This is a genomic window from Kitasatospora sp. NPDC004745 (genome assembly GCF_042873275.1).
Taxonomy (GTDB): domain Bacteria; phylum Actinomycetota; class Actinomycetes; order Streptomycetales; family Streptomycetaceae; genus Kitasatospora.
The window spans coordinates 33,425-56,196 of sequence record NZ_JBIALK010000032.1 but is presented as its reverse complement, the minus strand read 5'-3'; the positions used below and the strand labels follow the sequence as shown (position 1 = coordinate 56,196).

General features: G+C 68.5%; 27 protein-coding genes and 6 pseudogenes. 21 read left to right on the top strand and 12 right to left on the bottom strand.

Annotation, left to right across the window (positions count from 1 at the left end; translation table 11 throughout):
• The first annotated feature begins 48 nt into the window (after positions 1 to 48).
• The 11 genes and pseudogenes from ACFYUY_RS34850 (at position 49) to ACFYUY_RS34800 (ending at position 7,108) form a co-directional block, all read left to right on the top strand.
• The gene (locus ACFYUY_RS34850; protein ID WP_387906730.1) at positions 49 to 201 is read left to right on the top strand and encodes a helix-turn-helix domain-containing protein; all 153 of its coding nucleotides are present in this window, start codon (positions 49 to 51) and stop codon (positions 199 to 201) included.
• A 60-nt stretch (positions 202 to 261) separates the two neighbouring features.
• A complete protein-coding gene (locus ACFYUY_RS34845; RefSeq protein WP_387906727.1) occupies positions 262 to 960 on the top strand; it encodes an integrase core domain-containing protein in 699 nt (232 codons plus the stop codon).
• 5 nt (positions 961 to 965) lie between these two features.
• Entirely contained in the window at positions 966 to 1,790 is an 825-nt protein-coding gene (locus ACFYUY_RS34840; protein WP_387906724.1) for a hypothetical protein, read from the top strand.
• A gap of 34 nt (positions 1,791 to 1,824) precedes the next feature.
• Positions 1,825 to 2,364: a hypothetical protein gene (locus ACFYUY_RS34835; RefSeq protein WP_387906722.1), complete on the top strand. Its 540-nt coding sequence runs from the start codon at positions 1,825 to 1,827 to the stop codon at positions 2,362 to 2,364.
• 219 nt (positions 2,365 to 2,583) lie between these two features.
• The gene (locus ACFYUY_RS34830) at positions 2,584 to 3,021 is read left to right on the top strand and encodes a DUF6262 family protein (protein ID WP_387906832.1); all 438 of its coding nucleotides are present in this window, start codon (positions 2,584 to 2,586) and stop codon (positions 3,019 to 3,021) included.
• A gap of 59 nt (positions 3,022 to 3,080) precedes the next feature.
• Complete coding sequence (locus ACFYUY_RS34825; protein ID WP_387906720.1) at positions 3,081 to 3,524, top strand: hypothetical protein; 444 nt, start codon at positions 3,081 to 3,083, stop codon at positions 3,522 to 3,524.
• Positions 3,525 to 3,551: 27 nt separating this feature from the next.
• A pseudogene (locus ACFYUY_RS34820) lies at positions 3,552 to 3,842 on the top strand (ATP-binding protein); the annotation flags it as partial.
• A 251-nt stretch (positions 3,843 to 4,093) separates the two neighbouring features.
• Positions 4,094 to 4,543 carry a hypothetical protein gene (locus tag ACFYUY_RS34815; protein WP_387906717.1) on the top strand — a complete coding sequence of 150 codons (450 nt, stop codon included), beginning with the start codon at positions 4,094 to 4,096 and terminating at the stop codon, positions 4,541 to 4,543.
• Between the two features lie 32 nt (positions 4,544 to 4,575).
• Complete coding sequence (locus ACFYUY_RS34810) at positions 4,576 to 5,193, top strand: tyrosine-type recombinase/integrase (protein ID WP_387906715.1); 618 nt, start codon at positions 4,576 to 4,578, stop codon at positions 5,191 to 5,193.
• Positions 5,190 to 6,122, top strand: a complete 933-nt coding sequence (locus ACFYUY_RS34805) for a tyrosine-type recombinase/integrase (protein WP_387906712.1) — start codon at positions 5,190 to 5,192, stop codon at positions 6,120 to 6,122. The genes ACFYUY_RS34810 and ACFYUY_RS34805 overlap by 4 nt, the downstream gene beginning before the upstream one ends.
• Positions 6,119 to 7,108 (top strand): tyrosine-type recombinase/integrase, encoded by a 990-nt coding sequence (locus tag ACFYUY_RS34800; protein WP_387906709.1) that lies wholly within the window; start codon positions 6,119 to 6,121, stop codon positions 7,106 to 7,108. The genes ACFYUY_RS34805 and ACFYUY_RS34800 overlap by 4 nt, the downstream gene beginning before the upstream one ends.
• Before the next feature lie 577 nt (positions 7,109 to 7,685).
• Here ACFYUY_RS34800 and ACFYUY_RS34795 read toward each other — a convergent pair.
• From ACFYUY_RS34795 to ACFYUY_RS34765, 7 genes and pseudogenes are all read right to left on the bottom strand, one after another.
• Positions 7,686 to 7,940 (bottom strand): ATP-binding protein, encoded by a 255-nt coding sequence (locus ACFYUY_RS34795; protein ID WP_387906706.1) that lies wholly within the window; start codon positions 7,938 to 7,940, stop codon positions 7,686 to 7,688.
• A 183-nt stretch (positions 7,941 to 8,123) separates the two neighbouring features.
• The gene (locus ACFYUY_RS34790; protein WP_387906705.1) at positions 8,124 to 8,708 is read right to left on the bottom strand and encodes a hypothetical protein; all 585 of its coding nucleotides are present in this window, start codon (positions 8,706 to 8,708) and stop codon (positions 8,124 to 8,126) included.
• 84 nt (positions 8,709 to 8,792) lie between these two features.
• Positions 8,793 to 9,152 (bottom strand): hypothetical protein, encoded by a 360-nt coding sequence (locus ACFYUY_RS34785; RefSeq protein WP_387906829.1) that lies wholly within the window; start codon positions 9,150 to 9,152, stop codon positions 8,793 to 8,795.
• Positions 9,153 to 9,476: 324 nt separating this feature from the next.
• A pseudogene (locus tag ACFYUY_RS34780) lies at positions 9,477 to 9,686 on the bottom strand (hypothetical protein); the annotation flags it as partial.
• Between the two features lie 5 nt (positions 9,687 to 9,691).
• On the bottom strand, positions 9,692 to 9,871 hold the full coding sequence (locus tag ACFYUY_RS34775; protein ID WP_387906704.1) for a hypothetical protein: 180 nt from the start codon (positions 9,869 to 9,871) through the stop codon (positions 9,692 to 9,694).
• A complete protein-coding gene (locus tag ACFYUY_RS34770; RefSeq protein ID WP_387906701.1) occupies positions 9,868 to 10,704 on the bottom strand; it encodes a tyrosine-type recombinase/integrase in 837 nt (278 codons plus the stop codon). The genes ACFYUY_RS34775 and ACFYUY_RS34770 overlap by 4 nt, the downstream gene beginning before the upstream one ends.
• Positions 10,705 to 11,531: 827 nt before the next feature.
• Positions 11,532 to 11,759, bottom strand: a pseudogene (locus ACFYUY_RS34765) (transposase); the annotation flags it as partial.
• A gap of 221 nt (positions 11,760 to 11,980) precedes the next feature.
• Here ACFYUY_RS34765 and ACFYUY_RS34760 point away from each other — a divergent pair.
• The 7 genes and pseudogenes from ACFYUY_RS34760 (at position 11,981) to ACFYUY_RS34730 (ending at position 15,153) form a co-directional block, all read left to right on the top strand.
• Positions 11,981 to 12,391, top strand: coding sequence for a ribosomal protein L7/L12 (locus ACFYUY_RS34760; protein WP_387906699.1), 411 nt, complete (start codon positions 11,981 to 11,983; stop codon positions 12,389 to 12,391).
• Positions 12,392 to 12,412: 21 nt separating this feature from the next.
• Positions 12,413 to 12,544, top strand: a pseudogene (locus tag ACFYUY_RS34755) (Tn3 family transposase); the annotation flags it as partial.
• A 99-nt stretch (positions 12,545 to 12,643) separates the two neighbouring features.
• Positions 12,644 to 12,904, top strand: coding sequence for a Tn3 family transposase (locus ACFYUY_RS34750; RefSeq protein ID WP_387906827.1), 261 nt, complete (start codon positions 12,644 to 12,646; stop codon positions 12,902 to 12,904).
• 138 nt (positions 12,905 to 13,042) lie between these two features.
• Positions 13,043 to 13,765, top strand: a complete 723-nt coding sequence (locus ACFYUY_RS34745; RefSeq protein ID WP_387906697.1) for a hypothetical protein — start codon at positions 13,043 to 13,045, stop codon at positions 13,763 to 13,765.
• Positions 13,752 to 14,360, top strand: coding sequence for a Fic family protein (locus tag ACFYUY_RS34740; RefSeq protein ID WP_387906694.1), 609 nt, complete (start codon positions 13,752 to 13,754; stop codon positions 14,358 to 14,360). Before ACFYUY_RS34745 ends, ACFYUY_RS34740 begins: the two co-directional genes overlap by 14 nt.
• A 124-nt stretch (positions 14,361 to 14,484) precedes the next feature.
• A pseudogene (locus ACFYUY_RS34735) lies at positions 14,485 to 14,819 on the top strand (recombinase family protein); the annotation flags it as partial.
• 190 nt (positions 14,820 to 15,009) lie between these two features.
• Positions 15,010 to 15,153 (top strand): hypothetical protein, encoded by a 144-nt coding sequence (locus ACFYUY_RS34730; protein WP_387906843.1) that lies wholly within the window; start codon positions 15,010 to 15,012, stop codon positions 15,151 to 15,153.
• A 305-nt stretch (positions 15,154 to 15,458) separates the two neighbouring features.
• Here the strand turns inward: ACFYUY_RS34730 and ACFYUY_RS34725 are convergent, their stop codons facing one another.
• Together ACFYUY_RS34725 and ACFYUY_RS34720 are read right to left on the bottom strand one after the other, a co-directional pair.
• On the bottom strand, positions 15,459 to 15,923 hold the full coding sequence (locus ACFYUY_RS34725; protein WP_387906691.1) for a hypothetical protein: 465 nt from the start codon (positions 15,921 to 15,923) through the stop codon (positions 15,459 to 15,461).
• 295 nt (positions 15,924 to 16,218) lie between these two features.
• The gene (locus tag ACFYUY_RS34720) at positions 16,219 to 16,650 is read right to left on the bottom strand and encodes a hypothetical protein (RefSeq protein WP_387906840.1); all 432 of its coding nucleotides are present in this window, start codon (positions 16,648 to 16,650) and stop codon (positions 16,219 to 16,221) included.
• Here ACFYUY_RS34720 and ACFYUY_RS34715 point away from each other — a divergent pair.
• Positions 16,580 to 16,828: pseudogene (locus tag ACFYUY_RS34715) on the top strand (transposase); the annotation flags it as partial. The gene ACFYUY_RS34720 and the pseudogene ACFYUY_RS34715 sit on opposite strands and share 71 nt — an antisense overlap.
• Before the next feature lie 993 nt (positions 16,829 to 17,821).
• On the opposite strand, the gene ACFYUY_RS34710 reads toward ACFYUY_RS34715, so the two are convergent.
• The 3 genes from ACFYUY_RS34710 to ACFYUY_RS34700 form a co-directional block, all read right to left on the bottom strand.
• Positions 17,822 to 19,249, bottom strand: a complete 1,428-nt coding sequence (locus ACFYUY_RS34710) for an ISL3 family transposase (protein ID WP_387906689.1) — start codon at positions 19,247 to 19,249, stop codon at positions 17,822 to 17,824.
• Between the two features lie 894 nt (positions 19,250 to 20,143).
• On the bottom strand, positions 20,144 to 20,380 hold the full coding sequence (locus tag ACFYUY_RS34705) for a hypothetical protein (RefSeq protein ID WP_387906686.1): 237 nt from the start codon (positions 20,378 to 20,380) through the stop codon (positions 20,144 to 20,146).
• Positions 20,377 to 20,658 (bottom strand): hypothetical protein, encoded by a 282-nt coding sequence (locus tag ACFYUY_RS34700; RefSeq protein ID WP_387906684.1) that lies wholly within the window; start codon positions 20,656 to 20,658, stop codon positions 20,377 to 20,379. The genes ACFYUY_RS34705 and ACFYUY_RS34700 overlap by 4 nt, the downstream gene beginning before the upstream one ends.
• Before the next feature lie 514 nt (positions 20,659 to 21,172).
• Between ACFYUY_RS34700 and ACFYUY_RS34695 the strand changes: the two genes are divergently transcribed.
• Together ACFYUY_RS34695 and ACFYUY_RS34690 are read left to right on the top strand one after the other, a co-directional pair.
• Positions 21,173 to 21,361, top strand: a complete 189-nt coding sequence (locus tag ACFYUY_RS34695) for a hypothetical protein (protein WP_387906682.1) — start codon at positions 21,173 to 21,175, stop codon at positions 21,359 to 21,361.
• A gap of 140 nt (positions 21,362 to 21,501) precedes the next feature.
• Complete coding sequence (locus ACFYUY_RS34690; RefSeq protein WP_387906680.1) at positions 21,502 to 22,638, top strand: hypothetical protein; 1,137 nt, start codon at positions 21,502 to 21,504, stop codon at positions 22,636 to 22,638.
• Positions 22,639 to 22,772 lie beyond the last annotated feature (134 nt).

Sequence of the window (22,772 nt, the reverse complement as noted above, 5' to 3'; positions counted from 1 at the left end):
GCTTCGGGGGTGACTCAGGAGGCGGAGGGCCAGCAGCAGGGCGATTGGTTGGTCGAGCAGAGGTACCGGGCGGTGCTGGAGGTGCTCGACGGTTCGCTGATCACGGAGATCGCCCAGCGGTACGGGGTCTCACGGCAGTCGGTTTACACGTGGAAGGCGAAGTACGCCGCGGGTGGCTTCGAGGGTCTGCGGGAGGCATAGCGTAGGCCGCGGACGAGTCCGACCAGGTTGCCGGCTGAGGTGGAGGCCCTGGTCTGCGAGATGCGCCGATCCCACCCGCGCTGGGGAGCGCGACGGATCGCCTTCGAGATCGAGCGGACCGGCACGAAGCCCGCTCCGTCGCGGGCCACGGTCCACAGGGCCCTGTACCGCAACGGTCTCGTGCGCCCACAGGAACAGCAGCACCGGCGCAAGAACAAGCGGTGGCAGCGCGAGACCCCGATGCACCTGTGGCAGCTCGACCTGGTCGGCGGGATCTACCTCGCCGACGGGCGCGAGTGCAAGATGCTCACCGGGATCGACGACCACTCTCGCTTCATCGTGGTCGCCGAGGTGCTCACCGTCCCCTCCGGCAGGGCGGTCGCCCACGCGTTCGTGCGGGCCATGCGGATCCACGGCGTGCCGGCCGAAGTGCTCACGGACAACGGCAAGCAGTTCACCGGCCGCTACACGCGGCCCAGGCCCGCAGAAGTGCTGTTCGAGCGGGTCTGCCGGGAGAACGGGATCGGCGCAAAGCTGACCAAGCCGTACTCACCGACGACCACCGGCAAGATCGAACGTTGGCACCGGACCCTGCGACGGGAACTGCTCGACGACTGCGGGCCGTTCGCGTCCCTCGCGGCAGCCCAGGCCGCCATCGGCGAGTGGGTTCAGACCTACAACCGTCTCCGCCCGCACCAGGCCCTCGACATGGCCACTCCGGCTACCCTGTTCCGCCCCAACCCGCAGCCGGAACCGTAAAGGTCGTGCCTGCCCAGCGGTCCGAGGCCGCGCCCGTGCCCGCTGAGTCGGCCCCGCCGGCGCTGGTGATGACGCCGTCGGCTGGCGCGGTCGAGTTCGACACCGTGGTCCCCGCTGGCGGGCAGGTCAGCATCATCCCTTCAGTCCAGCGCATCCGACTCGGCGCCGAGCGGGCCGGCCTGCGAGTCCGAATCTGGGCCGACGAGAACACCGTCCACGTCCTGGTGAACGGCGAGGTGGTCAAGACGGTGGCGTCCAACCTCGATGCCGAGCACCTCCACCAGCTCAAACTCCGCGGAGCGCGCCCGGCCGGGCCTCCACCGGCTCTCCCTGCCGTCGACCGCCTGGGTGACCTCCCAGCCGGCCACGCGCTGGAGCTCGAACGCACCGCTGATCAGGACGGCTGGATCGCCCTGGCCACCCAACGCGTGAAGATCGGTCCAGAGCTCGCCAACCGACGGATCACCGTCCGTCTCGACGGGCACCTCCCCCATGCGGTGCGCAACGGGCAGCTGGTCAAGACCCTGCCCTCGCCCTTCACCGGCGGCGAGCACCCACGGCTCCGCGGCGCCAGGCTCGCCACGACCCAGCTGCCGCCGGCCCCAGCCGCCGCCACCGTTGAGCGCAAGGTCCCGAACGACGGCGTCGTGATGGTGGCACGCCAGCGCCTGCGCGTCGGCCGGACCCACGCGGGCCGGATCGTCACCATCTACGTCGAGGACACCCACTTCCGCGTCACCTACGAAGGCGCCGAGATCTCGCTTCACGCCCGCCAGGACCAACATCCCGTGACCCGCTGGAAGGCCAAGATCCACGCGCCGAAACTCTGAGCGTGCCGAGACCGCGTGCTCTACGTTGATCGACATGAGCGCCTCGGGCCGGACCTACCGCTATGTCGGGCCGCACCACTTGATCGATGCTGTCCAGCCAGCGGACGGTGGTGCCACGATCCGCACAGCCGCCGACTTCGCAGACTGGGTGGCAGCCCGGACCGTCGAGGAACTCAACGAGCCCTTCACCTTCGTCATCGCCACGGACGGCGCGCTGCGGCTGGCCCCACGCCGCAGGGAACACGTCGCCTGCGCGAGCGGCGATCGGGTACTGAGCGCTGGCGAGATCAGCTTCTACACCGGAGCCGGACGCTGGACGGTGAACGAGGTCAGCAACCAGTCGACCGGCTACTGTCCGGACGTTGCCTCATGGCCGGCTGTCGCGAACGCACTGGATCAAGCCGACCTCGACCACCCGGACTACTTCACCCACGCAGTGGTCTTCCGGCGATGTCTTACTTGCCAGGAGCACAACATCGTGCGAGAAGACCACTTCGTCTGCGTCTTCTGCGACGCCGACCTACCCGGGCGCTGGAACGTCGATCCGAACGCGTCACGCCCAGACGGGCCCTGATCTCGTCCATCACAGCACTGCCACCGGCTCGGCGAACCGGCTTCGAAACACGATGCCCGGCCATGTCCAGTAAGTCTTGAGCCTGTCAAGGATCTGATGAGCCGAAAGTGTCAACTGAGTCCTGAGACCTCACACCACATCCTGGGCCGCGACGGCTACCAAGACACCCCTGCTTCGCTGGCCACGAAAGGCGGTGCCGGTCAATGAGCGGTCTCCCCGATCCAGCCAGCCAGCCAGAACACCAGCACTCGCCGCATCGAAGCCCTGAAGAAGGCAGCCCAGAACAAGAGAAAGACGGCGACCGACCGGGCAGAGGCCGGAATCCGGTCCCTGCTCAAGGACGGAACAGAGATCAACTTCCGATCGGTCTCCCGAGCAGCCGGTGTCAGCCTCGACTTCCTCAACGACCATCCCGACCTGCGACTCCGCATCGAGACCCTCCGCGGGCAACAGCAACGCGCCACGGCACGGCCCCCGGCCAACACCGCGCCGAACAGCGACTGCACCGTAATCCAGACCCTAACGGAGGCGCTGCGTCGCGAGCGCGGCACCCGCCGAGACCAGGTCCGTGATCTGGAGCAGAGGCTCGCCGCCGCCCACGGAGAGATCCTCCGCCTCCAACGCAGACTCCGCGAACACGGCCTCGCAGATCTGTGAACCACATGCCTCGACGGGCTGCCACCCCGTGACTGCTGGGGCTTCGCTACGGTGCTGCCATGCCGAAGACGAGCGTCAACAACGACACCGCGAAAATGCTCTGCCTGTGGCTGGAGCCCTGGGGAACGGATCACTGGATGCGTCCCGGAGAACAGTTCACGGTCGTCACCGAAGGCGAGCCCGAAGAGTCGCCCTTCAACGTGGTTGTCCATGATCAAGGCATCAGCGTGTGGGTGAACACCGCCAACGCCGCCGAGGTCTTCGACAAAGACGGCAACGAGGCGCCGTGCGGCCATCAGCGCCCGATCGAAGCGATCAGGGAGTTCCTCGCAGGTGCGGAGAAGCTGCTGCAACACGTCGAGGGCAGGTCAGCCATGCAGCAAGAGATGGCCCGCACCCACTACGAGCGGCTGCGGCAGGAGTTGGCCGAGGCCGAAGCAGCGCAAGAAGGCAAGTCGTACGAGACCGACGGCGTCGACAACGTCCTGATCAGCGACAACTGAGCCTTCTGAATCACCAGCCCCAGATAACTGCGAACCTTCGACTTCGACGCGAACCCGAACATCGACCCCGCGGTGATCCACACCCTCGCCACCTGCGAGTGGATCAAGAAGAGCCTGCCGCTCTGCCTGATCGGTGACTCTGGAACCGGCAAATCCCACCTGCTGATCGCGCTGGGCACCGAGGCCGCGATGGCCGGCTTCCGGGTCAAGTACGTGCTGGCCACCAAGCTCGTCAACGAGCTCGTCGAGGCCGCCGACGAGAAGCAGCTCGCCAAGACCATCGCCCGCTACGGCCGCGTCGACCTTTTGTGCATCGACCTATGCCGAGGCCACGACTATGCCGAAGTCGTGTGAGTCGTTCCGCTCCTTCGTGGGGTTTCGGCCGTTCATGGCTCTGCATAGTTGCCGCGCCGGGCAGCCTCGTGGGCGTGGGGGCAGGGTGCTCCCGCGAGGGGGTGGCGATGCCGTTCGGAAGTACGCGTCGGAAGGCGGGGGCTCTGGCTCCGCAGGTTGAGGGCTATCGGGTATGGCTGGCGGAGCGCGGGTACACGACCCTGACCGCCAGGAACATGCTCAAGGATCTTGGGCAGGTTGGCCTGTGGCTTTCGCGGCAGGGCTTCGATGTTGCTGATCTGGACGAGGGGCGAATGCAGCAGCACCTCGCTGACCTGCGGAAATCGGGCCGTCGCCGAGTGGCCGGGCCGCGCGGCATGGTCCCGCTGCTGATGTTCCTGCGGGAGGCCGGCGTGGTGCCAGCGCCGCAAGTGCCACCGTCGCCGGCGGAGGTTCTGCTGGAGCGGTACCAGCGCTGGATGGAGTCCGAGCGTGGCCTGGCGGCGCCGACGATGCTGCGCTACGGGAACACTGCCCGGCGCTTCCTGGCCGAACAGGCGATGATTGACGGACAGTTCGCGCCGGATGGTCTGACCGGGGCGAACCTGAACGCGTTCTTGCTGCGCGAGTGCGCCAGGTCTCGGCGGGCTCGGCGAAGGGACGGGTGGCCGAACTCCGGTCGCTGATGCGGTTCCTTCACCTGCACAGCGTCATCCCGATGAAGCTCGGTGGAGCGGTGCCTCCGGTGGGCGGCTGGCGCTTCGCGTCCGTGCCGCCGACGATGGCGGCCGGCGACGTCCAGCGGCTGCTGGACCATACTCCGCGCCACGGGATGGTCGGCGTCCGCGACTACGCGATCTTGATGCTGGTGGCCAGGCTCGGGCTGCGGTCGATCGAGGTGGCCCGGCTGCTGCTGGACGACATCGACTGGCGATGCGGCGAGATCGTCGTCCGCGGCAAGGGACGCCGTGAGGACAGGCTCCCGCTGCCGACCGACGTCGGCGAGGCACTGGTCGCCTACGTGACCGGCCCCAGGCCTCGCCTGGATGCCCGCCACATGTTCCTGACCTGCAAGGCTCCGCACGGTCAGATCCGGGCGGACCTGGTCGGCGACGTGGTGGAACGAGCCTGTCGCCGGGCCGGCACGCTCAAGGTCGGGCCGCACCGGCTGCGCCATGCTCTGGCCGCCGACATGCTGCGACACGGTGCCGGGCTCACCGCGATCGGGCAGGTGCTCCGGCACCAGGACCTGGCCACCACCGCGCTCTACGCGAAGGTCGACTTCATCGCCCTGCGTGCGGTCGCCCAGCCTTGGCTCGGGACGGAGGCGGCATGACCGATCTTCACCAGGCGGCGGAGGACTACCTGCGGCTCCGCCGTTCGCTGGGGCACCAGATGGCCGAGGCGGCCTATCTGCTGCCGGACTTCGTGCGCTTCATGGACAGCCGTGGCGAACAGACCGTGACCGTCGCGGCCGCGCTGGACTGGATGCGGACCCGCGAGCCCGAGGTGATCACGACGGTCAGTCCCCGGCGGATCACCGCCGTTCGCGGGTTCGCCCGCTACCTGAGCGGGATCGACCCGGCGACCGAGGTGCCGCCGCTGGGACTGGTGCCCTACAACCGGCGCCGGGGGCAGATCTTCCTCTACTCCGATGCCGGCATCGCCGCGATCATGACGGCAGCCAAAGAGACGATCCCCCAGCCGCTGCGGGCAGCCACCTATCACACGCTGATCGGGCTGCTGGCCGCGTCCGGCCTGCGCATCGGCGAGGCCATCAAGCTGGACCGCGACGACATCGACTGGACCGAGGGCGTGCTGCACATCCGCGAGTCCAAGTTCGGCAAGTCCCGACTGGTCCCCCTGCACGACAGCACCACGAACGCGCTGCTCGAGTACGACAGGCTGCGCGAAGACCTGATGCCCAGGGTCAAGGACCCCGCGTTCTTCATCTCCCTCACCGCCAAGCGGCTGATCTACGCCTGCGTGCATCCGGTGTTCTGGACCCTGGTCGACACCGCCGGCGTCGGCCTCGACGCCCCGCATCGCCCTCGGCTGCACGAGCTGCGGCACACCTTCGCCGTTCGAACCCTCCTGCACTGGTATCGCACCGAGGACAACGTCCAGGCGAAGATCCCGTCCTTGTCGACCTATATGGGACACCGCGAACCGGCCTGCACCTACTGGTACTTGTCGGCGGCCCCGGAACTGCTCGCCCTGGCCGCGGCCCGCCGGGACGGCGTCCGGACGGCGGCCCGCCCATGACCTTGATCGCGCCCACGCTGCAGGCGTTCTTCACCGATCGGCTTGCCCGCCAGCGCCAGGCCAGCCCCCGCACCATTGCCGCCTACCGCGACGCGGTCCGCCTTCTGCTCGGCTTCGTCCAGCAGCGGACCGGGACCGCTCCGGCGAAGCTGGACTGGAGCGACCTGAACGCGGACGTGATCTCCGCATTCCTGAACCACCTCGAGGACGAGCGCGGCAACAGCACCAGAACCCGAAACGTCCGCCTGACCGCGATCCGCTCGCTGTTCTCCTACGTCGCCCTTCAGCACCCCGAACACGCCCTGCTGATCCAGCGGGTCCTGGACATCCCGCCCAAGCGGTTCGACAAGAGGACCGTCACGTTCCTGACCGGCCCGGAGGTCGACGCGCTGCTGGCGGCACCGGATCCGCAACGGTGGGAAGGACGACGGGACAAGGCCATGCTGGCCCTGGCCGTCCAGACCGGCCTGCGCGTCACCGAACTCACCAGTCTGAACTGCGACGACATCACCCTGGGCGAAGGCGCCGCCGTCCGCTGCGAGGGCAAGGGACGCAAACAGCACACCGTCCCGCTCGACCGGCCCGTCCAGAACCTGCTGAGCGCCTGGCTGAACGAACGCGCCGGACGCCGCAGCGACCCCTTGTTCTGCACCCGCACCGGACGGCACCTCAGCCGCGACGCCGTCGCCCAACGCCTGAGTATCCACGCGCAGGCCGCCGCGCGAGCTTGCCCGTCCCTGCTGGGCAAGAGCATCCATCCGCACGTCCTGCGGCACAGTTGCGCGATGTCGCTGCTGCAGGCCGGCGTCGACACCACGGTGATCGCGCTCTGGCTCGGTCACGCCGGCATCCGCTCCACCGACGCCTACGTCCACGCCGACATGACCATCGAGGAGCAGGCACTCGCCCTCACCGCACCGGTCACCGCCCGGCCGGGCCGCTACCAGCCCACCGACAAGGTCCTGGCCTTCCTCGACCGCCTGTGACACCGATCGACTGCACCCCAGGATGGAAAGCCCAACGCCCCCTCAGTCAGTCCTCCCACGGCCACCGGCTGAAGTGCCACCATCGACCGCGCGGTGAAACGGTGTGTCTCAAGGCCGGATGATCGAGAATTCTGCTGTCGAGGCGCCCGACGATCCGGCCGAGCTCGCGCGCGGACTTCGAAGGCAAGGCATGCATGACGATCTCCAGGAGCTCCCGCCACTCGTCCGGCTCCGGCGGACAGCAGGACGGTTCGCCACACCCCGTGCGAATGTCAGGCGAACGCTGTCGTGGAGTATGCGCCAGCTCGCTCCACGCAGCCAGGGCTTTGCCCACGTCACCGGGCGCGAAGCGACTTCGCTCCAAGCGGATGATCTCGGCCTGCGCCGAGCCTGACACCTGACCGATCTTCGAATGTCTCCCACGCTCAACCGCGAACCTTCGACGGCCCGAGCGCAGGTCCGAAGGGCGCCTACGCGGCATGGTCCTTTCGCTGCACTGTCATGGCACCAGTGTGTCAGAAGCTGGGCAGCCACTCGCCGGCAGGCCCCCACGACTATGCGGAACGAGCACCCCTCCTCACCGGTTGCGAGCCAGCACCCTGACACCCCGTTCGGAATAGTCGTCGTCTCGGCATAGGTCCAGGCAGAGAAGGTCGATCTTGCTGTAGCGGGCGATCACCGAGGACAGGCGGCGGTTCGCGTCGGCCTCGGCGAGCTCGTTCACCAGTGCCGAGGTGGTGGTGTAGCGCACCGACAGGCCAGTCTCGGCGATAGGGGTGCCGATGCCGATCAGCAGGTGGGACTTGCCGGTGCCGGAGTCGCCGATCAGCACCAGCGGCCGGCCCTCGCGCACCCAGGGTCGGGGACTTCAGGTCCGCGACGACCTCCGGGGTGACGTTCGGGTTCTTCGCGAAGTCGAAGTCTTGGAGTTCTCCAGGGTCGGTGGCGGCGGCGATCGCATTTGTGGAGGTTGTAGCGTTGCCGATGGCGTCCGCAACGTGGACGGCGCTCTGGTTCAGGCGTCGAGACCGGGCCTTGTCCAGAGCGTGATGTCGCTGCTGGTGGCAACGACGAGCGTGCGTCCGGAGGGGGAGAACCCGGCGGCTCGCAGTTCGGAGTAGTGGGCGTGGAAGATGTGCCACCACTTCTCACCGGCGGGGCCGCGGCAGAGTCCGCCATCGGCCGAGAGGAGGACGCGGTGGTGCGGCCAATCCGGGCTGACGACCTCGACGGTCCATCCGTCTTCGGTGGTGGAGTGGAGGCCGCCGCCGAACAGGCCGGCGATCCGGACCTCGGTGCCGGCGAGCGGTCCGAGTCCAGGGCAGGACAAGTCGGGGCCAGTTGGTGTGCTGTGGTCCAAGTCGGGGTCGTGGTCGCGGGCGAGTCGCCGGCCCGTGGAGGCGTCGAAGATGCCGTGACCGCTGCTGGAGACGACCATCAGGAGGTCGTTTCCGCTGTCGGGGTCGACCCCGAAACCGACTCCGAGTAGCCCGCTGACGGGTGTTCGCCGCGTGGAGACGGGCTGCCAGGAGTGTGGTGCTGGGATGACGGGGGCAGCGAGGAAACGATCCCTCAGCTGCTGCTGGTGTTCGGAGAGCACCGTGTCCTCAGGATGATGTTCCAGGCTCGGCCGGGGCAGGTTACTGGTGGCTCAGAATCAGCTCGTCGTGGACTGGGGCTGCGGTCATTCGTCGATGCGTTGAAGGACGTGCGTGAAGTCGCCGGTCTCGACCAGGGCGACGAGGACCTGGGTCATCCTGCTGATGCCGGCGTCGCGGACGATGAGGCCGTCCGGGCACGAGAAGTAGGCGCCGCCGAGGGCTTCCCCGGTCGCCGCCCACCGCGTCATGGTGGTCTCCACCTGAGCGAGGGTGATGACGGTCGCACTCCACCGGGTTCCGTCGTTGAGGTCCACGAAGACGTCGATGTTGTCCACCGATTCCAAGTCCTCGCCGGCATTCGGCAGGAACGCCGCCTCGAAGTGCTCCGTGCAGACCCTGAACCAGGGCCCGTCCCATCTGCCCGCGTGTGTGTTGTGGCTCACCGGGCGAGTGTGCCGGGCTGATCCTCCGGCCTCAACCGCATTGTTCTGGCACGCTGCGGGCGTGCGACGGCTGGCATGTCGTTCACCGGGGCGCGTCGCCGCGTTCCCGGATCTGACGCTGGAGGCGGAGGATCTCGCCGTGGGCGGCGGCAAACCTTGTTCGAGCTCGTGGACGCGCTCACGGTGGGCGGCGCGTTCGCGGCGGAGGGCCTCGGTGAGGCTATGGATCACCGTGCCGTCGTCGGTTGCGGGCTCCTGTCGGAGGGGCCGGTGGTCAGCCCGTTGCTGGCCTCGCAGGGTTTCGATGCGTTTGCGCAGGTCGGTGTGGGCGTAGAGGAAGTCCAGGCTGACACCCGCCGCGCGGGCGACAGCCCGGACGTTGATTCCCTCGCCCGCTTTGACCAGTCGCCGGATGCCTGCCTCTGCTCGTGGGACGGCCTGCTCGTGGTCCTGGCCTGCCTGCCGCAGGGCGACGATGCGCCGGTTCTCGGCTGGGGCAGTGTCGGGAACCGAGGCGGTCTGGCGAGTGGTCATGCGGGCTATGTTCTCTTGTGAACGGGTGCGTTGGCGGTTTGCTGGTAGCCGGTTCGACCGAGTACGCCTGCGCCGCGGACGACAGCGGCGGTGCCGTCCGACTGGGCCTCCAGAGCGATGATCTCCAGCTGCATGCTGCGGATCTCCGCGTTGCGCTGTTCCAGCCAGACGTTGGCCGCGCTCATCGGCTCCCCGTAGCGGTCGGCGTGTCGGGCCTGCCGGGATGCGACCAGTGACTCGGTCTCGGCGAGTTGGCGCTGGATGTCGGGGAGGAAGGTGCGGTCGCTGGCGAAGTGATCGCAGCCGTGGCAGGCATTGCCCCTGCCGCAGGAGCGGGTGGGCGGCAGGAGGCAGTAGCCGTTGGGCAGGATCCGGTCGGTGCGGCGATCGAGCTGGACCAGGTCCAACATGTCCCGGCGGTCCATGCCAGCTCACGGCCGTCCCCGCCGACCTTGGCCAGGGCGAGGAACTCCCGCTCGGCGGTGCTGGCCAGAGTCGCGGCATAGCGCATCGTCACTTCGGGAGAATGGTGACCGAGGTAGCGCTGGACAACGTGGATGGGGGCTCCGACGTTGATCAGCGTGGTCGCCTTGGTGTGGCGGAGCCGGTGGCTTCGCGAGTAGAGGAGGAGCTCGCCGCGTGAGTCGCGCAGGTCCAGGTGGTGACTGAAGTCCTTCAGGACACGGTTGTAGTTGCTGGTCTCCCAGGACTTGGTGCCGTGCCGGTTGCCGGTGGTCTTGGGGAACAGGTAGCGGATGGTGTCGACGGGGCCCAGGTGCCAGTGCTCGCGCACCCACGCCTGCTGTTCCCGGACGATCTCGACGACATCGCGGCCGACGAGGATGGTGTTCGGTGCCGCGTCGATCTTCGTCTGCTGGTAGCGGAGCCGGGCGACCATCCCGCCCTCAACGCCGGCCGCGGCGTCCAGGCCGGGGATGTCGGAGAGTGGTTCGAAGTCCACCATCAGCACTTCGCTGGCCCGGCGTCCGGTCATGGCCTGAATGAGCCAGGCCCACATGACCGCGGGATGTCCGAGGCCGGCCAGCTCGACCTGCCGGGCGTCGTGAACGACGGTGCGGGTCTCCCCGCCAAGCGGCTCGACGACGTCCCGGACACCGAGGTGCCACCGACCGGCTACTCGTCCGAGCCCTCGAGGCCGCAGGGGACGCACCGTACTGGCCCGCGACCGTCAGACCGATGCTCGCCGATTCGGCTGCCCGGCGGCCGCAGGGTGATGACGTGCCGATCCGGTCCGCCTAAAGTGGTGCGCCCCGATCATGAGCACCGGGAGGGTCGGCGAGACCACCCAGCTCAACGACCCCTTCCCGCGCAACCCCGCCCCCGCGCGGCTGCGCCGCTGACCCCGTGGAACCAAAACGGCCGGCCTTCCGCGGTTCGAGCGCGGGAGGCCGGCCGTCGGCGTTCGGGTGGTTCACACCGTGGCGGATTCCGGCCACGTCTGCCGTCGCGGGGGGAGTCATGGTCGTACGACCGAAGCGCCGGGCACTACTGGGGCGGGGTCTTCTGTGTCGGCCGGCGTCGGCGGGTCCGGGTCCGGCCGTAGAGGATTCCGGCCACGCCTGTGCTTGGGACGATGACCCAGGCAACCCAGTTGAGGCTGGATCCGACTCCCAGTAGATAGGCGATTCCGGCGAGGACTAGCCACGCGAGGAGGGCGAAGAGAAGGCCGCAGCCGAACATCGCGACGCTGGCGTCGGCTTCAGTCTGATGCTCCAAGTCGTGGCCCTGCCCCTCAGGCGTCAGCCGCAGGTGTAGCGGCGCTCCTCCCCAATGTAGCGGCCGCCCTGGGTCCAGGAGTTGCCGCTCCCGACAACGATCGAGGCCGTAGACCGTGTTCCAGTTCGGGAAGTCGTGCGGGAGGTAGCGCCACTGGACTCCGGTGCGGTCCACGTACAAGATCGCGTCCATGATGTCGCGCAGGTCGTGCTCGGGCGGCCGGCCGAAGTCCAGGGCCCTGCCGCGGCGCTCGAAGCGCCAGGCCGACAGAACCGGCTCGATCAACTCCCAGCGGGCATCGGACAGATCACTCGGACAAGGACGTCGCGTCGGCATACTTCCGAAGTACCGCAGCAGACCGAGTGCGCCCAGGCGCACGACACCGGCGCCGGGAAGCAGACAGCCGCGAAGACCGGACATCCTGGGATGAGACAGGTACAAACCGCACCCCGCCCCACCTGCACCCCCGTCCGACCCGCAGACCTCAGCCGCATCTACAGTCGCTTCCGCACCATGCCCGCGCACTTCGAGAATCGCCCTGTATCCGGGCCAAAAAGATGAAAACGACCTCTCAGTCGCGGTTTACTTGTCCAGTCGTTCGTCTCGCGTCGACGAGGGGTGGTCGTGGAGGAACCGGAGTTCAGCGTGCTGCTGACCGAGGTCGGCACTACGAAGTTGGACGTCATCCAGGAGTCCGAGCGATCTCAGGCCTGAGTCTCTGGCACAGCAAGCTTTTGCTGGAGGCCGCCCCGGTCGTGGTCGTGGAGGACGCCTGGTTCGAAGCCGCAGACAAGGTCGCGAAGCGGTTGGAGGCAGCAGGCGCCCGCGCTGTCCTGGTCTGCGGGTGGTGCGACCGCCGCATACCCAGCGGGGCTGTCGGACTGGACCCTGACCCGTGCGAATCCCCGTACTGGCCGGCTGAGAGCTGCCGGGCAAGTTCTCCACCCACGGAGCAAACCAAAAAATGAGCAACTCGAGCTATCCACATAAAGAGCTACCCGGTCTTTGCCATCGCCGACCTGCTCGGCATCGACCTGATGCCCCGCATCCGCAACTGGAAGGACCTGCTGTTCTTCCGCCCCTCACGCACCGCCCAGTACGACCACATCGACGCCCTGTTCGGCGAGGCCGGGCGCAACGTCATCGACTCCAGATCCCGTGGGTGTCCCGGTCTTGCAGATGATCCGAACATCCCAAGATGAAAGGTGTGGAAGGACGTGATGTTCACGTCGCTGCTGGCCAACCTGGTGATCTTCCACAACGCCCTGGACATCGCCGACGTGGTCCGCGAGCTGCAGGCCGACGGGCGCCCGGTCGACCCACTCGACCTCGCCCTGGACTTCCCGTACCTGACCGAGCACATCAAGCGGTTCGGCGAGTACTCCACCCACGAACTCGGCATCACCCCCGACGCCTACGACGTCCGCCTGGACGTCGACCTCAGCGTGCTCGGCGGCGACGACAAGGCAGCAGCGGCATGACGGACAAGCCGACGCGGTCCGAAAACCGTTGGCGTTCCCAGGGCATTGAGCCGAGACTGATCGGTCGATCACATCGGACAGGAAGAGTGGCCAGCCCTGACGTACAACCGTGACACCCTGCCCTTCCCCGACAACCGCGTGCCCCCCATCACCCACGAGGGCATTCGGGACTGGGAAGAGTTCGACCCTGCCCGCCACTCGTTCGCCTGGGACGAGGACGAGGAGGAGCACCTCCGCTCGCTGGTCCGCGAGTGGGTACCACCTGTGCTCTCCGGTATGGCCGGCTGGTGGCAGGGAGAACGCTGGTGCGAGAGCCAGGTGGACGCGATCATCCGGGAGCGATACGGCACCTGGGCCTGGGGATGGAACTGGTACCACTACAGCGGCGGGCCCATCGGCAACTGGACCGGCGGACCGAGCTCGGTGACGACCCCCGACGAGACCGCGGACCGGGCCGTAGCCGCGCTGCTGGAGTGGCGGGAGTGGCTGGAGCGGACGGCCCAGCGCTTCGCCGAACTGACGCCGCCGCCGGACGCCTCGCCCGAGGACCGCAGCTGGCACCTGGAACGGGCCTGCGTCCGGCTCGTGACCCACACCATGGACTCGGGCGCGGACAACGCCTGGCGGGGCCAGACCTCGATCGTCCTGGGCTGGTTCCTCACCAGCACCGGCATGGACCGGGCCGAAGCCGCACGAGCGGTGGAGCGCGCGATCGGCGGCCGGTTCAAGAGCTGGGTCCACCCGGAGCGGAGTCTGATCGAGTCGGTAGGCGAGGACCTCGCCGTCGGCCTCACCGGCCACGCCCCGTACCGGGACCACCGCGAGTGGGAAGCGCTGGAGAAGCTCCATGACCGCTATTGACAGCCTCTCGGTCTGGCTGCGCGTGCGCCGCGAGGTCGACTGGCGGCATTCACCGGCTCTGCGACGGGTCCCGGCCGGCCGCGACGGGTTCAGGTCCTGGTGCGAGGGACCGGTGCGTCGGCGCGACCCGATTCGCGCTGAGCGTCTGCTCGCCGCGCACACCCTGGCCCGGGAGGACGCCGCACGCCAGACCCCGCTGAACTTCGCCCTGCTGGCCCGTTGGCAACGCGAAGTCCTCGCTGCAACAGGGGCACCGTTCCGCGTGAGCGACGCCTATGCGAAGGCCGGCCGCGAGCGCTACGGTCTGACCCGTCACACGCAGGCCGACTTCGATTCCTGCCTGGACGAGACGACCGACCCGGACATCCCGCTGGCGGCCCGCGCGGCCCGCGCCTACCTCGACGTGGCGTTCTTCCACCCCTTCGCCGACGGCAATGCCCGCGCCGCACTGTTGACCTTGGTCTATGTCCTGGCGCGGGAGGACATCGTCCTTCCTGAGGTCGGCCCCCTCCAGACCACCCGCTACGCGGATGACCCGGCCGGTGCCGCCGACCTTGCCACTCTCATCGGGGTGCTCAACCGCCGCCGCCACTGAAGCGTTCGGGCGAGGGCACCGACCTTCCGCCAGGCTTCAACAAACCATTGTCTTCTGAAAATCGCCGGGCGGACCGCCGGAAGCACCCCAGGACCTTCAAAGACTCCTGGCAGGAATTCCGGATGTGAGCAAGCCATTTGAAGACGCCCAGTTCGAACTCCTGGTCGCCGAGCCCGCCGTCCGTACCGAGATCCGCATCAAATACGCACGGGTGTCCACTGGTAGACAGACGCTCGACCGCCAGCTCGACGCCCTCAACGCGGTCGGCTGTCGCCGGATCTTCGCGGACAAGAAGTCGGGGAAGAACGACGCCCGGCCGAACTGAAGGAGTGCCACGCGTTCCTCGCCGCCGGCGACACCCTGGTGGTCCCCGCCCTCGACCGGTACGGCCGTTCCCTCCAGGACCTGATCTCCAAGGTCGGCGAACTGCGCAAGCGCGAGATCGGCCTCACCTCTCTGCAGGAACGGCTCGACACCACCATCCCTGGCGACCGCCTGGTGTTCCACGTCTTCGCCGCCCCTCGCGGAGTTCATCCGCGAGCTGATCGTCTCTGGCACCCGCGATGGCCTCGCCGCCGCCCGAGCCCGCGGCAAGGTCGGCGGCCGGCCGACTGTCGTCAACGCGGACATCATCCGGGCCGCCCACGACATGCTCCCCAACCCCGAGCACCCGATCACCTCGATCGCCAAGCTCCTCGGCGTCAGCCCCGGCACCCTCTACAACCACATCCCCGACCTGCAAGAACTCCGTGTCAGCCGCATCCCCGCCCAACTCGAAGCGGGCAACCGGTGACCCCCGGCGAACACCGGACCGAGAGCGGCGCCCTCCAGCCCGGCGCCGACGAGCCCGGCCTACCCGGACCCTTCGGAACCTGGGCCGATCACGACGGCCGGGACGACGAGCCCGACCCTGCCGAAGACTCCTCCCCGGGACCGCACTGCCGACTCACCAAGATCATCCCATGGCGGCTTTTTGGCTCACCTTGGCTGGACCCCAGGAGCTCCGTGGGTTCAGGGAAACCGAAGGCTCTTCAGTGGGAACCCGCGGGTCGAATGGTGGTGTGCTCTGCCGGGATCGACCCGTGAGTTCGTGCCGACTCACGGCGAGACGTCCTGGCTCGTGGGCGTCGTCACCTCGTGGAGATGCTTCTCAACAGGACCCAGGTGCTGGCCATGGGCCAGGACGATCTCGTCTGCGAGGTTGAGGATACGGATCGTGCCGTCGGGAAACTGGACGGTGATGCCGACGGCGATGTCGTAGTCGCCGCGCTGGTAGCGGATCTTCCGAACGGAGAGAATCCGCTGCCCGATGAACCGGGTCATGGGGAAGTCGGGCAGGTCGTCCTCGACCGTGGTGTGGCCGTACTCGTCCATGTCGTAGGGGCCGTGAGGCTGATCGATCTCCAGGGACAACCCGTCGCCCGGAGTGTGAAACCGAACGGGGCCGAGCCCGTCCATGTGCAACCACATGTGGAGGAGGGAGGGCTCGGTCTCCTGGTAGTGGTGCCAGGACGTCGTCACTTTCAACAGGCGTCTGTCGACCAGGTCCTCAGCGTTGATCATCCACCGATGCTGTCACAGCGTTCAACGACTCGGCACTGGATTCCAGGAGGCGCCTGGCCGAGTCCGGGTAGCGAATCGCGGTCTTCTCGGCCAGGCCGAAGACCTCAGCGAGGTGGAGCGGGTCGGGGCCGTGAACGAGGGCTTCTTCGAGCTGGCGGTCAACGCGGAGCCGTTCGAGGGTGGCGGTCTGGCAGCGAAGCGCGGCGGAGACCGAGACGCCGCTGATGGGGCCGGTCTCCAGTGCGGTCTGCCTGTTGATCAGCAGGTGTGGGTTGGCGGTGTCGGGCCAGCACCGTCACCGGTGCTCCAGCCAGGCCAGGGCCGTCTGCAGGGTGAGCTCGTCCAGGGGGCGGACGCGGCTGTTGATGACGAGCCGGCGGTTGCCGATGTCGAGGTCGTCGAGCTGGATGTGGCGGATCGCACCGGGTCGGGCGGCGTGGACGGCCGCGAGGGCGAGGATCAGCCGGTCCGCCAGGCGGGTAACCGAGGCAACCGAGGACTGGACGTCCTCGGGTCCCAGGGGCTGGATGACGCCGTTCGCCTGCTGGCCGACCCGCATGCGGCTGGTCGGGTTCTTGAAGATCGTGCCGCTTTTCTTGGCCCGGGTGAACAGCGACCGCAGGGCGACCAGGGTGTACTTGCGCTGGGAGCCGTGGACGGCTAGCCGGCTCGCCGGCGTTGCCGGTTTGGCCCCGGTTCCCCGCGCCTCGGGCAAGGTCAGCGGCAACCTCCGCCGACCTCGGCGCTACAACAGGCGACTGCTGCGGATGTTCTATCTCTCCGCCCAGGTCGCCACCGTGTACTGTCCCGAATCGAAGCGGTACTACCAGCGCAAACGCGCGGAGGGAAAGTCCCACAAGCAGGCCGTCCTGGCCCTCGCCAGGCGTCGCCTGAACGGGCTCTGAGCCCTCCTGCGCGACCACAGGCCCTTCGAGACCGCTGCTGTCCGCGCAAGCACCGCAGCGACGTGATCCAACCACAGTGCGTCACCACCGCTACTTGACAACCTCATTGGGAATCAGTGGCTCCCGCACTCACCGAAGAACACCCGCCACGGTGGAGTACACCATCGCCACGAACGGCCTAGACCCGGCTCTCATTCACACCGGAGCAGTGGCTCCCATATGAGGTTCTGGCCCAGGTTGTGTGACCAGTGACGGTCCGTAGGCGCCGGGGCTGACAGCTACCGCAGGACAACAAGAGGTTCCGGTCTCGGCATGCTGAACATCGGGCCGAGTGGGACACATAGGGCTCGGTGTCGGAGAGGTCCCCGTAGCCTCGGCGGGTGATCGGCGACCGGCCCTCCGATTGCCTCGGCGCCACTGAACTCCCCGACCCGTCGTGCAAGAGCCAACGAATCGGTCGGCGACATGGGTACAGTCAGGATCTGCGATGCCACCACGCCAACTCCGGGTCTGCCATCGGCTCGTGATGCGTTCGCCCGAGTAACACCACGTCCAGGCGCTCCACCTGCACCCGGAGTTCTCCGGCGGCCCTTGGCGGAAGCATGAACAGAACGTCTTGCAGTTTGTCCCGGGCCCAGCCCTCACCACAGCAGGGGCAGGTGAACTCAGCCTCCCACCGCCTCCATCGGCGCTTGGTGCCGTGGACGCGCACAGACCACACGCTCAGCGCCACCGCCACGATGCCCGGAGACAACCGCTCCCGTTCGAGCACACGGACGGCGGCATTCGCCGCTCCCGACAGACCTGGGACATCGCGATACCGCACCCAAGGTCCTCCCCAGCCGCGTTCCCGCGACCGAAGCGAAGCTGGTGTTCTACGAGGCACGGCCCCTTCGGATGCAAATCATGGACGACATCCTCCCACAACCCAAGATCGGACGGACAGAACCTAAGGACGACCGACCGGTGGCCCTGGCCCTCCGCTACGGCCGGTCAGGCGAGAAGCACTCGCTTGCGTAGGAGAGGGAAGCCGGCGCGTCCGAACATTTGTCGTTTCAGCATCTTGATCCTGTTCACGGCACCCTCGACGTGGCCGGAGTTCCACTGCGTGGTCAGTCCGGCATGGACGGCGGCGTAGTCGCTGTTCAGGCCGTTGGCGAAGGTGCTGATCCCGGGAAGGCCGGCAACTTTGGCCTCGCTGATCCACTCGGGCAGACGGTCCCCGTCGAGGAGGGTGAGCATCTCGGCGAACGCGGTGACCAGGTCAGCGGTGGTGTCCAGGTCGGGGCAGTGGACCAGGAGGGCCTTACGCCGGATGGCATCGTCGGCGGTGAGGCCGTCGGGGTGGCGGGTGAGCCAGTCCGCGGCCTCGCGGACCGTGGGCGGGCGCGGTGGCGGCGGGCCATCCGGAAGCAGTTCGCGCTGCTTCCATGTGGCGAGCTGGGTGTATCCACCGCGGTAACCCCGGGCGGTGATCTCACCGAGCAACGCCATGCCGCTGATATTGCCGCTCGTCTCCTCCCAGCGCCGCAGCAGGTACGGCTTGTAGGGGTCGAGCTTGACGGTGCGCGGGGCCTGCGGGCCCTTCATCATGTCCTGCCACTTCCCGGCCTCCGCGTAGCGGCGCACGGTGTTGCGGCTCCAGCCCAGGTGCTTCGCGACGGCGCGCTGGCTCATGCCGCTGTTCAGGAGCCCGTGGGCGAGGGTGTGGTTGGCGCGCCGCCGTTCGGCGACGCGCCCGGCCGGGTTCACCGGCTGGGCATCATCGGCGTTGCCGGCCTCGGCGGGTAACGGGTTCTCCCACCGGGGTTCGGGCTCCGGCTCGGACTCGGGAACGCGCAGGCAGGCGCGGTGATCGGTGACGACGCGCTCCACGGCGCGGACCAGGTTCGCCCACAGGTGATAGCGGTCTGCCACTTGCCGGGCCTGCGGTGCCGCACGGTCAGCCGCCTCCGCGTAGGCGCTGGCACGGTCACGTGCGATCACCTCGATCCGCTGGTGCCCGGCCAGCCACGGGGCGAGCGTCGCCGCGTCGCGCTCGGGCAGCAGGTCCAGGACCTTGTGGGTGACCGCGTTCGTGATCACCGTCCCGTAGGTCTGGCCCTTGCGCAGTGCGAAGTCGTCGACCCCGACCGCCACCGGGGCCTCGACGGCCGGGTCGGGCAGGTCCATCACCCGCCGCAGCAGCGTGTTCCGGCTCGCCCGGATGCCCAGCAGCGCGGCCATCCGCGCTCCGGCCCGCCCAGCAAGCGCCAGACCCAGTCCGGTGACCGACGAACGCTGCCGCTCGGTGACCTGCCCGTGGCGACGTGTCAGCCCGTCGACCTGTTCGACGAACGTCCGCCGCCGACACACCAGGGCCTGGCAGGCGAAGCGGCGCACCCGGAACAGCCACGCGGGCAGCGACCCGCACCACCGCACCGGACACTTCTACACCGACGACCGCCACCTGGGGCAGCGACGGGAACAACAACTCACCGAGCCACGACCACGATTGCGACACAGCCGCCGACTGTCAGCCGCCCAGGCGACTCGGCCGACCAGTTCCGGACGATCTCCAGACCCCGCCACCACCCAGGATCCGTCACCCAGTGTCACCGATCACAGAACCTGGGCCAGACCCCCATATGACCCGACAAAATCAGCGGTCTCCTCCGCCCAGGCCCGTTCCTCCTCGGACGGGGTGAAGAACACGTGCAGCTCACGCGAGGTGATCAAAGCCGCTTGAACCGCGGATACGCGGTCCGCCCGATCGAAGTCATCCCCACCCCACCCGATGCCCAGCCCCTGCCAGGAACGCCGTGCACACCTACGGGATCGTCGCGTCGTCCGCGCCGGGCCAGGATCAGAGCAGTGGAACCCAGGACAGGGCCAAGCCCCCAGGGGTAGACGCGGAGTGCGACTCAGAGCTTCAAGATCATCCCGTGGCGGCTTTTGGACTCACCTTGGCTGGACCCCACAGACGGCCTGCTGGCCCTCCCCGCCACCCGCGGAGGTCAGCCGCAGTCGCCGCTGATGCCGTCGAGGTCGTAGGTGTCCTCCCCTCACCCACGGGGGTAGCCGGGCCAACGGCGTCAACACGGAAGGCTGCCCAATCCCGGTAACGGACCGGCCGGCGCTGGCGGGGATCGTCGGCCGGCGGCGGGGCGGCGGACCAGACCGCCACACCCCGCGACAGCCCGGTAACGATCCGTTCCGCCCTCGCCTCGCGGGCCGACCAAGAGGCGCATCCCCATTTCCAGGAAGGCGGGCCTGCCGCTCAGTCCGCTCGCAGGACCCGCGAAACGTAGATCCGGGGCGGTTCGGAGGCCTCGTTCACCGCGTACTCCACCAGCCCCAGATCCCGGCGCAGCGGCGCCGAGTGCATCCCGGGCGGCCCGGCACCGGCATGCTCAGGTGCGGGAAGGGGTTCTCGCGCAGGTCGACGAGGAACGCCACCAGGGCGGAGAACACGTCGGCCGGCGTGCCCGGGTCGCCGAGGAACTCTTCGACGGCCGGGGAGAGGGTGAGCGGGTCGTACTCGTCGTCCGGAGAGTCGCTGAAGTCCGTCACTGGGCCCCGAGCCGGCGCAGGACCGCGGATGCGGGGGTACCGGGGGCAGTGCCGGCCTGGATGTCGTCGTGGATCCGGTCGCCCTCGGGATCGCGGTAGAGCTCGGCGCGCAGCCACCACCGCTTCAGCACACCCCCGATCGTGTCGACGTCGGCCTCGCCCATCTCCCGGTAGAACTCCATCCGCTGCGCGGGCGGCAGGGCGTTGGCGACGGCGTCCTGGGTACGAGGGATGGGCTGCCGGCCGTCGTGATGGCCGTGCAGGGGCGCTGCGCTCACCGTGTCCTCCAGGCGTCTGGTGCGGGCGGGACCGGTACCAGTGTCCCCCGTGGACGCTTCCTTCCGGTAGCCGGGTCCTGCTCCTTCCGGCATCGACGAGCTACGGTCGACGTCCGAGGACCGGGCGCGGCATCCGGTGGCCCTGCAGGCCGCACCGATCCACCCCCTTCGTGTGCTCGTCGCCCCTCCTACCGGATCTGGTGGGCGCAGACCACACGCTCGCGGGAACGGCACCGCACCATATGGTTCACTGCCCGCCGTCTCGTGTACTCGCGGAGGCGGCGGTGGCGTGCCCCCAGGCCTCGCGTGGCGGCCCTGGCCGACCGTGTGCTCGATAGCAGCTGCCGCTGCCTGACAGGTAGCTCTCTGTAGCCGATCGGGGGTTGGCTGTCCCGGGTTCAAGCGTTTTCACCCGCGCCCTGATGTGCGCGCGTCACCTTGGTCGCGTTCGGTGCGGCTGAGAAGGGATCGAGCGTGCGTCAGGACTGGGAGCGCCAAGGACAACCTCCAGCGGATGCTGGCCAGCGTCCAGCTCACCGATGACGAGCAGGCCGCGGTCGACGACGGCCAGGCCGCGCTCGGCCAACCCCTGGTGCGACTGACCGACGTACCCACCCCGGCGGGACCGGCGCCCCGTCGGATCGGCATCCCCGCCACTGCAGCGCTGCTGCCGATCGTCGATGTCCGCCAGCGACACACCTGAGCCGGCAGCGATCCGGACGCGAGTCCTGTCATCCGCGCCGCGCCAGCGCGGCGCGGTCCGTTCCCGCCACTGCATGTCTGGTGATCTGGTCGGCAGCGCCCTCGGGTCGGCTGATGGTCCAGTGCTCTAGCCTTTGGCCAATGACCGGTATACCTGCTGCCGACGTGTCTGACGGGGCCTGGACCAGGCTGACTGCAGCTACCGACCTCGATCGGCGAGTAGCCCTCTCCTGGCTCTCCGGGCTCGGTTTCAACCGCTCGGCGCCTGTCGACGTGCTCCTTACCCTCCTGGATGCCGACGAGGCTGGGTTCCTCTGGCGGGAGGACCTTCCGCCAGAGATCTTGGATGCCGCGGTCGTCCACGATGCCAGGCGCGTGCGCGTCATTGCCGCGGAGTCCGGCCGCCTCTCGGCCAGACAGTGGGACCGGCTCGTCGCCGCCACGCCGAATCCGGGGCTGCGCGCGCTCTTCGCGGAGCTTGCGGGAGAGCAGCTGGCCGCCAGGCGACTCTCCCGCGGCGGCCGTGGCGTCGGCCGTGCTCCGCACCCCGACGCCACGCCGCCCAGGACACCGGAGGAGATCACGGCGATGGCCGCCGAAGTGCCGGACATCGACCCGGACGGCCAGACGACCGCGCTGTGGTGGATCGGCGCCCTGCACGGGAACGCCGAAGCCATGCGTCAGCTCGCGGCCTCGCCGAAACTGCTGATCCGCCGCAGCGTCGCAAGAGCGCCACACCTGCCCACAGACGTGGTGGCCGCGCTCGCCCGCGACCAGGATCGCGTCGTGCGGCTCTTTCTCGCCGAGTCATGCGACGACGCTCCACCGGAGATGCTCCTGGAGGTGGCCGCATGGTGGGAAGGGAGCCTGTCCTTCCCCGGCCGGCCGCACAGTCACCCCAACTTCCCCCGCGACGGCCTGCTGCGCTACGCGACAGACCCGAACCCGCGCCTGCGGGCCCTCGCCCTCGACGACCCGGCCTCAACGAGCTCACTCGTCGAGCAGCTCAGCCACGACCCCGATCCGATCGTGCGCAGAGCCACCGGCCAGGACCGACGCCTCTCGCCGGAATCGCTCCGACGACTGGCGGCCGACACCGACCAGAGCGTGCGCCGGCGAGCATGGCTCAACCCCTCCCTACCGCCGGATGCGCTGGTGACGCTGCTGCTCGATGCCCACAGCGCCGAGCACGCTGCCCACAACCCCGTCATCCCCATCCCCGTCATACGCCGCATGGCCGCGCTCGGGACACTCCGATCCACGACCAGAACCTCATGAGTACCGGAGGACGGCGCAGGTGGCACGTGGCGTTCCTCGTTGCTGGGGTGCCTGGGAGCCGGCCAAACCCCACGGACGGCGACCGCAAACCTGACAAGCCAGATTCCCCAGAATCTGCGACTACCTGGCCGGCG

Excerpts from the sequence above, each read along its gene's own strand:
- ACFYUY_RS34845 (WP_387906727.1), top strand. The coding sequence starts at position 262 with ATGCGCCGATCCCACCCGCGCTGGGGAGCGCGACGGATCGCCTTCGAG.
- ACFYUY_RS34835 (WP_387906722.1), top strand. The coding sequence starts at position 1,825 with ATGAGCGCCTCGGGCCGGACCTACCGCTATGTCGGGCCGCACCACTTG.
- ACFYUY_RS34825 (WP_387906720.1), top strand. The coding sequence starts at position 3,081 with ATGCCGAAGACGAGCGTCAACAACGACACCGCGAAAATGCTCTGCCTG.
- ACFYUY_RS34815 (WP_387906717.1), top strand. The coding sequence starts at position 4,094 with ATGCTCAAGGATCTTGGGCAGGTTGGCCTGTGGCTTTCGCGGCAGGGC.
- ACFYUY_RS34810 (WP_387906715.1), top strand. The coding sequence starts at position 4,576 with ATGAAGCTCGGTGGAGCGGTGCCTCCGGTGGGCGGCTGGCGCTTCGCG.
- ACFYUY_RS34805 (WP_387906712.1), top strand. The coding sequence starts at position 5,190 with ATGACCGATCTTCACCAGGCGGCGGAGGACTACCTGCGGCTCCGCCGT.
- ACFYUY_RS34800 (WP_387906709.1), top strand. The coding sequence starts at position 6,119 with ATGACCTTGATCGCGCCCACGCTGCAGGCGTTCTTCACCGATCGGCTT.
- ACFYUY_RS34775 (WP_387906704.1), bottom strand. The coding sequence starts at position 9,871 with ATGAGCGCGGCCAACGTCTGGCTGGAACAGCGCAACGCGGAGATCCGC.
- ACFYUY_RS34770 (WP_387906701.1), bottom strand. The coding sequence starts at position 10,704 with ATGTGGGCCTGGCTCATTCAGGCCATGACCGGACGCCGGGCCAGCGAA.
- ACFYUY_RS34760 (WP_387906699.1), top strand. The coding sequence starts at position 11,981 with ATGAAAACGACCTCTCAGTCGCGGTTTACTTGTCCAGTCGTTCGTCTC.
- ACFYUY_RS34750 (WP_387906827.1), top strand. The coding sequence starts at position 12,644 with ATGTTCACGTCGCTGCTGGCCAACCTGGTGATCTTCCACAACGCCCTG.
- ACFYUY_RS34740 (WP_387906694.1), top strand. The coding sequence starts at position 13,752 with ATGACCGCTATTGACAGCCTCTCGGTCTGGCTGCGCGTGCGCCGCGAG.
- ACFYUY_RS34730 (WP_387906843.1), top strand. The coding sequence starts at position 15,010 with ATGCTCCCCAACCCCGAGCACCCGATCACCTCGATCGCCAAGCTCCTC.
- ACFYUY_RS34725 (WP_387906691.1), bottom strand. The coding sequence starts at position 15,923 with ATGATCAACGCTGAGGACCTGGTCGACAGACGCCTGTTGAAAGTGACG.
- ACFYUY_RS34695 (WP_387906682.1), top strand. The coding sequence starts at position 21,173 with ATGCTGGCCAGCGTCCAGCTCACCGATGACGAGCAGGCCGCGGTCGAC.
- ACFYUY_RS34690 (WP_387906680.1), top strand. The coding sequence starts at position 21,502 with ATGACCGGTATACCTGCTGCCGACGTGTCTGACGGGGCCTGGACCAGG.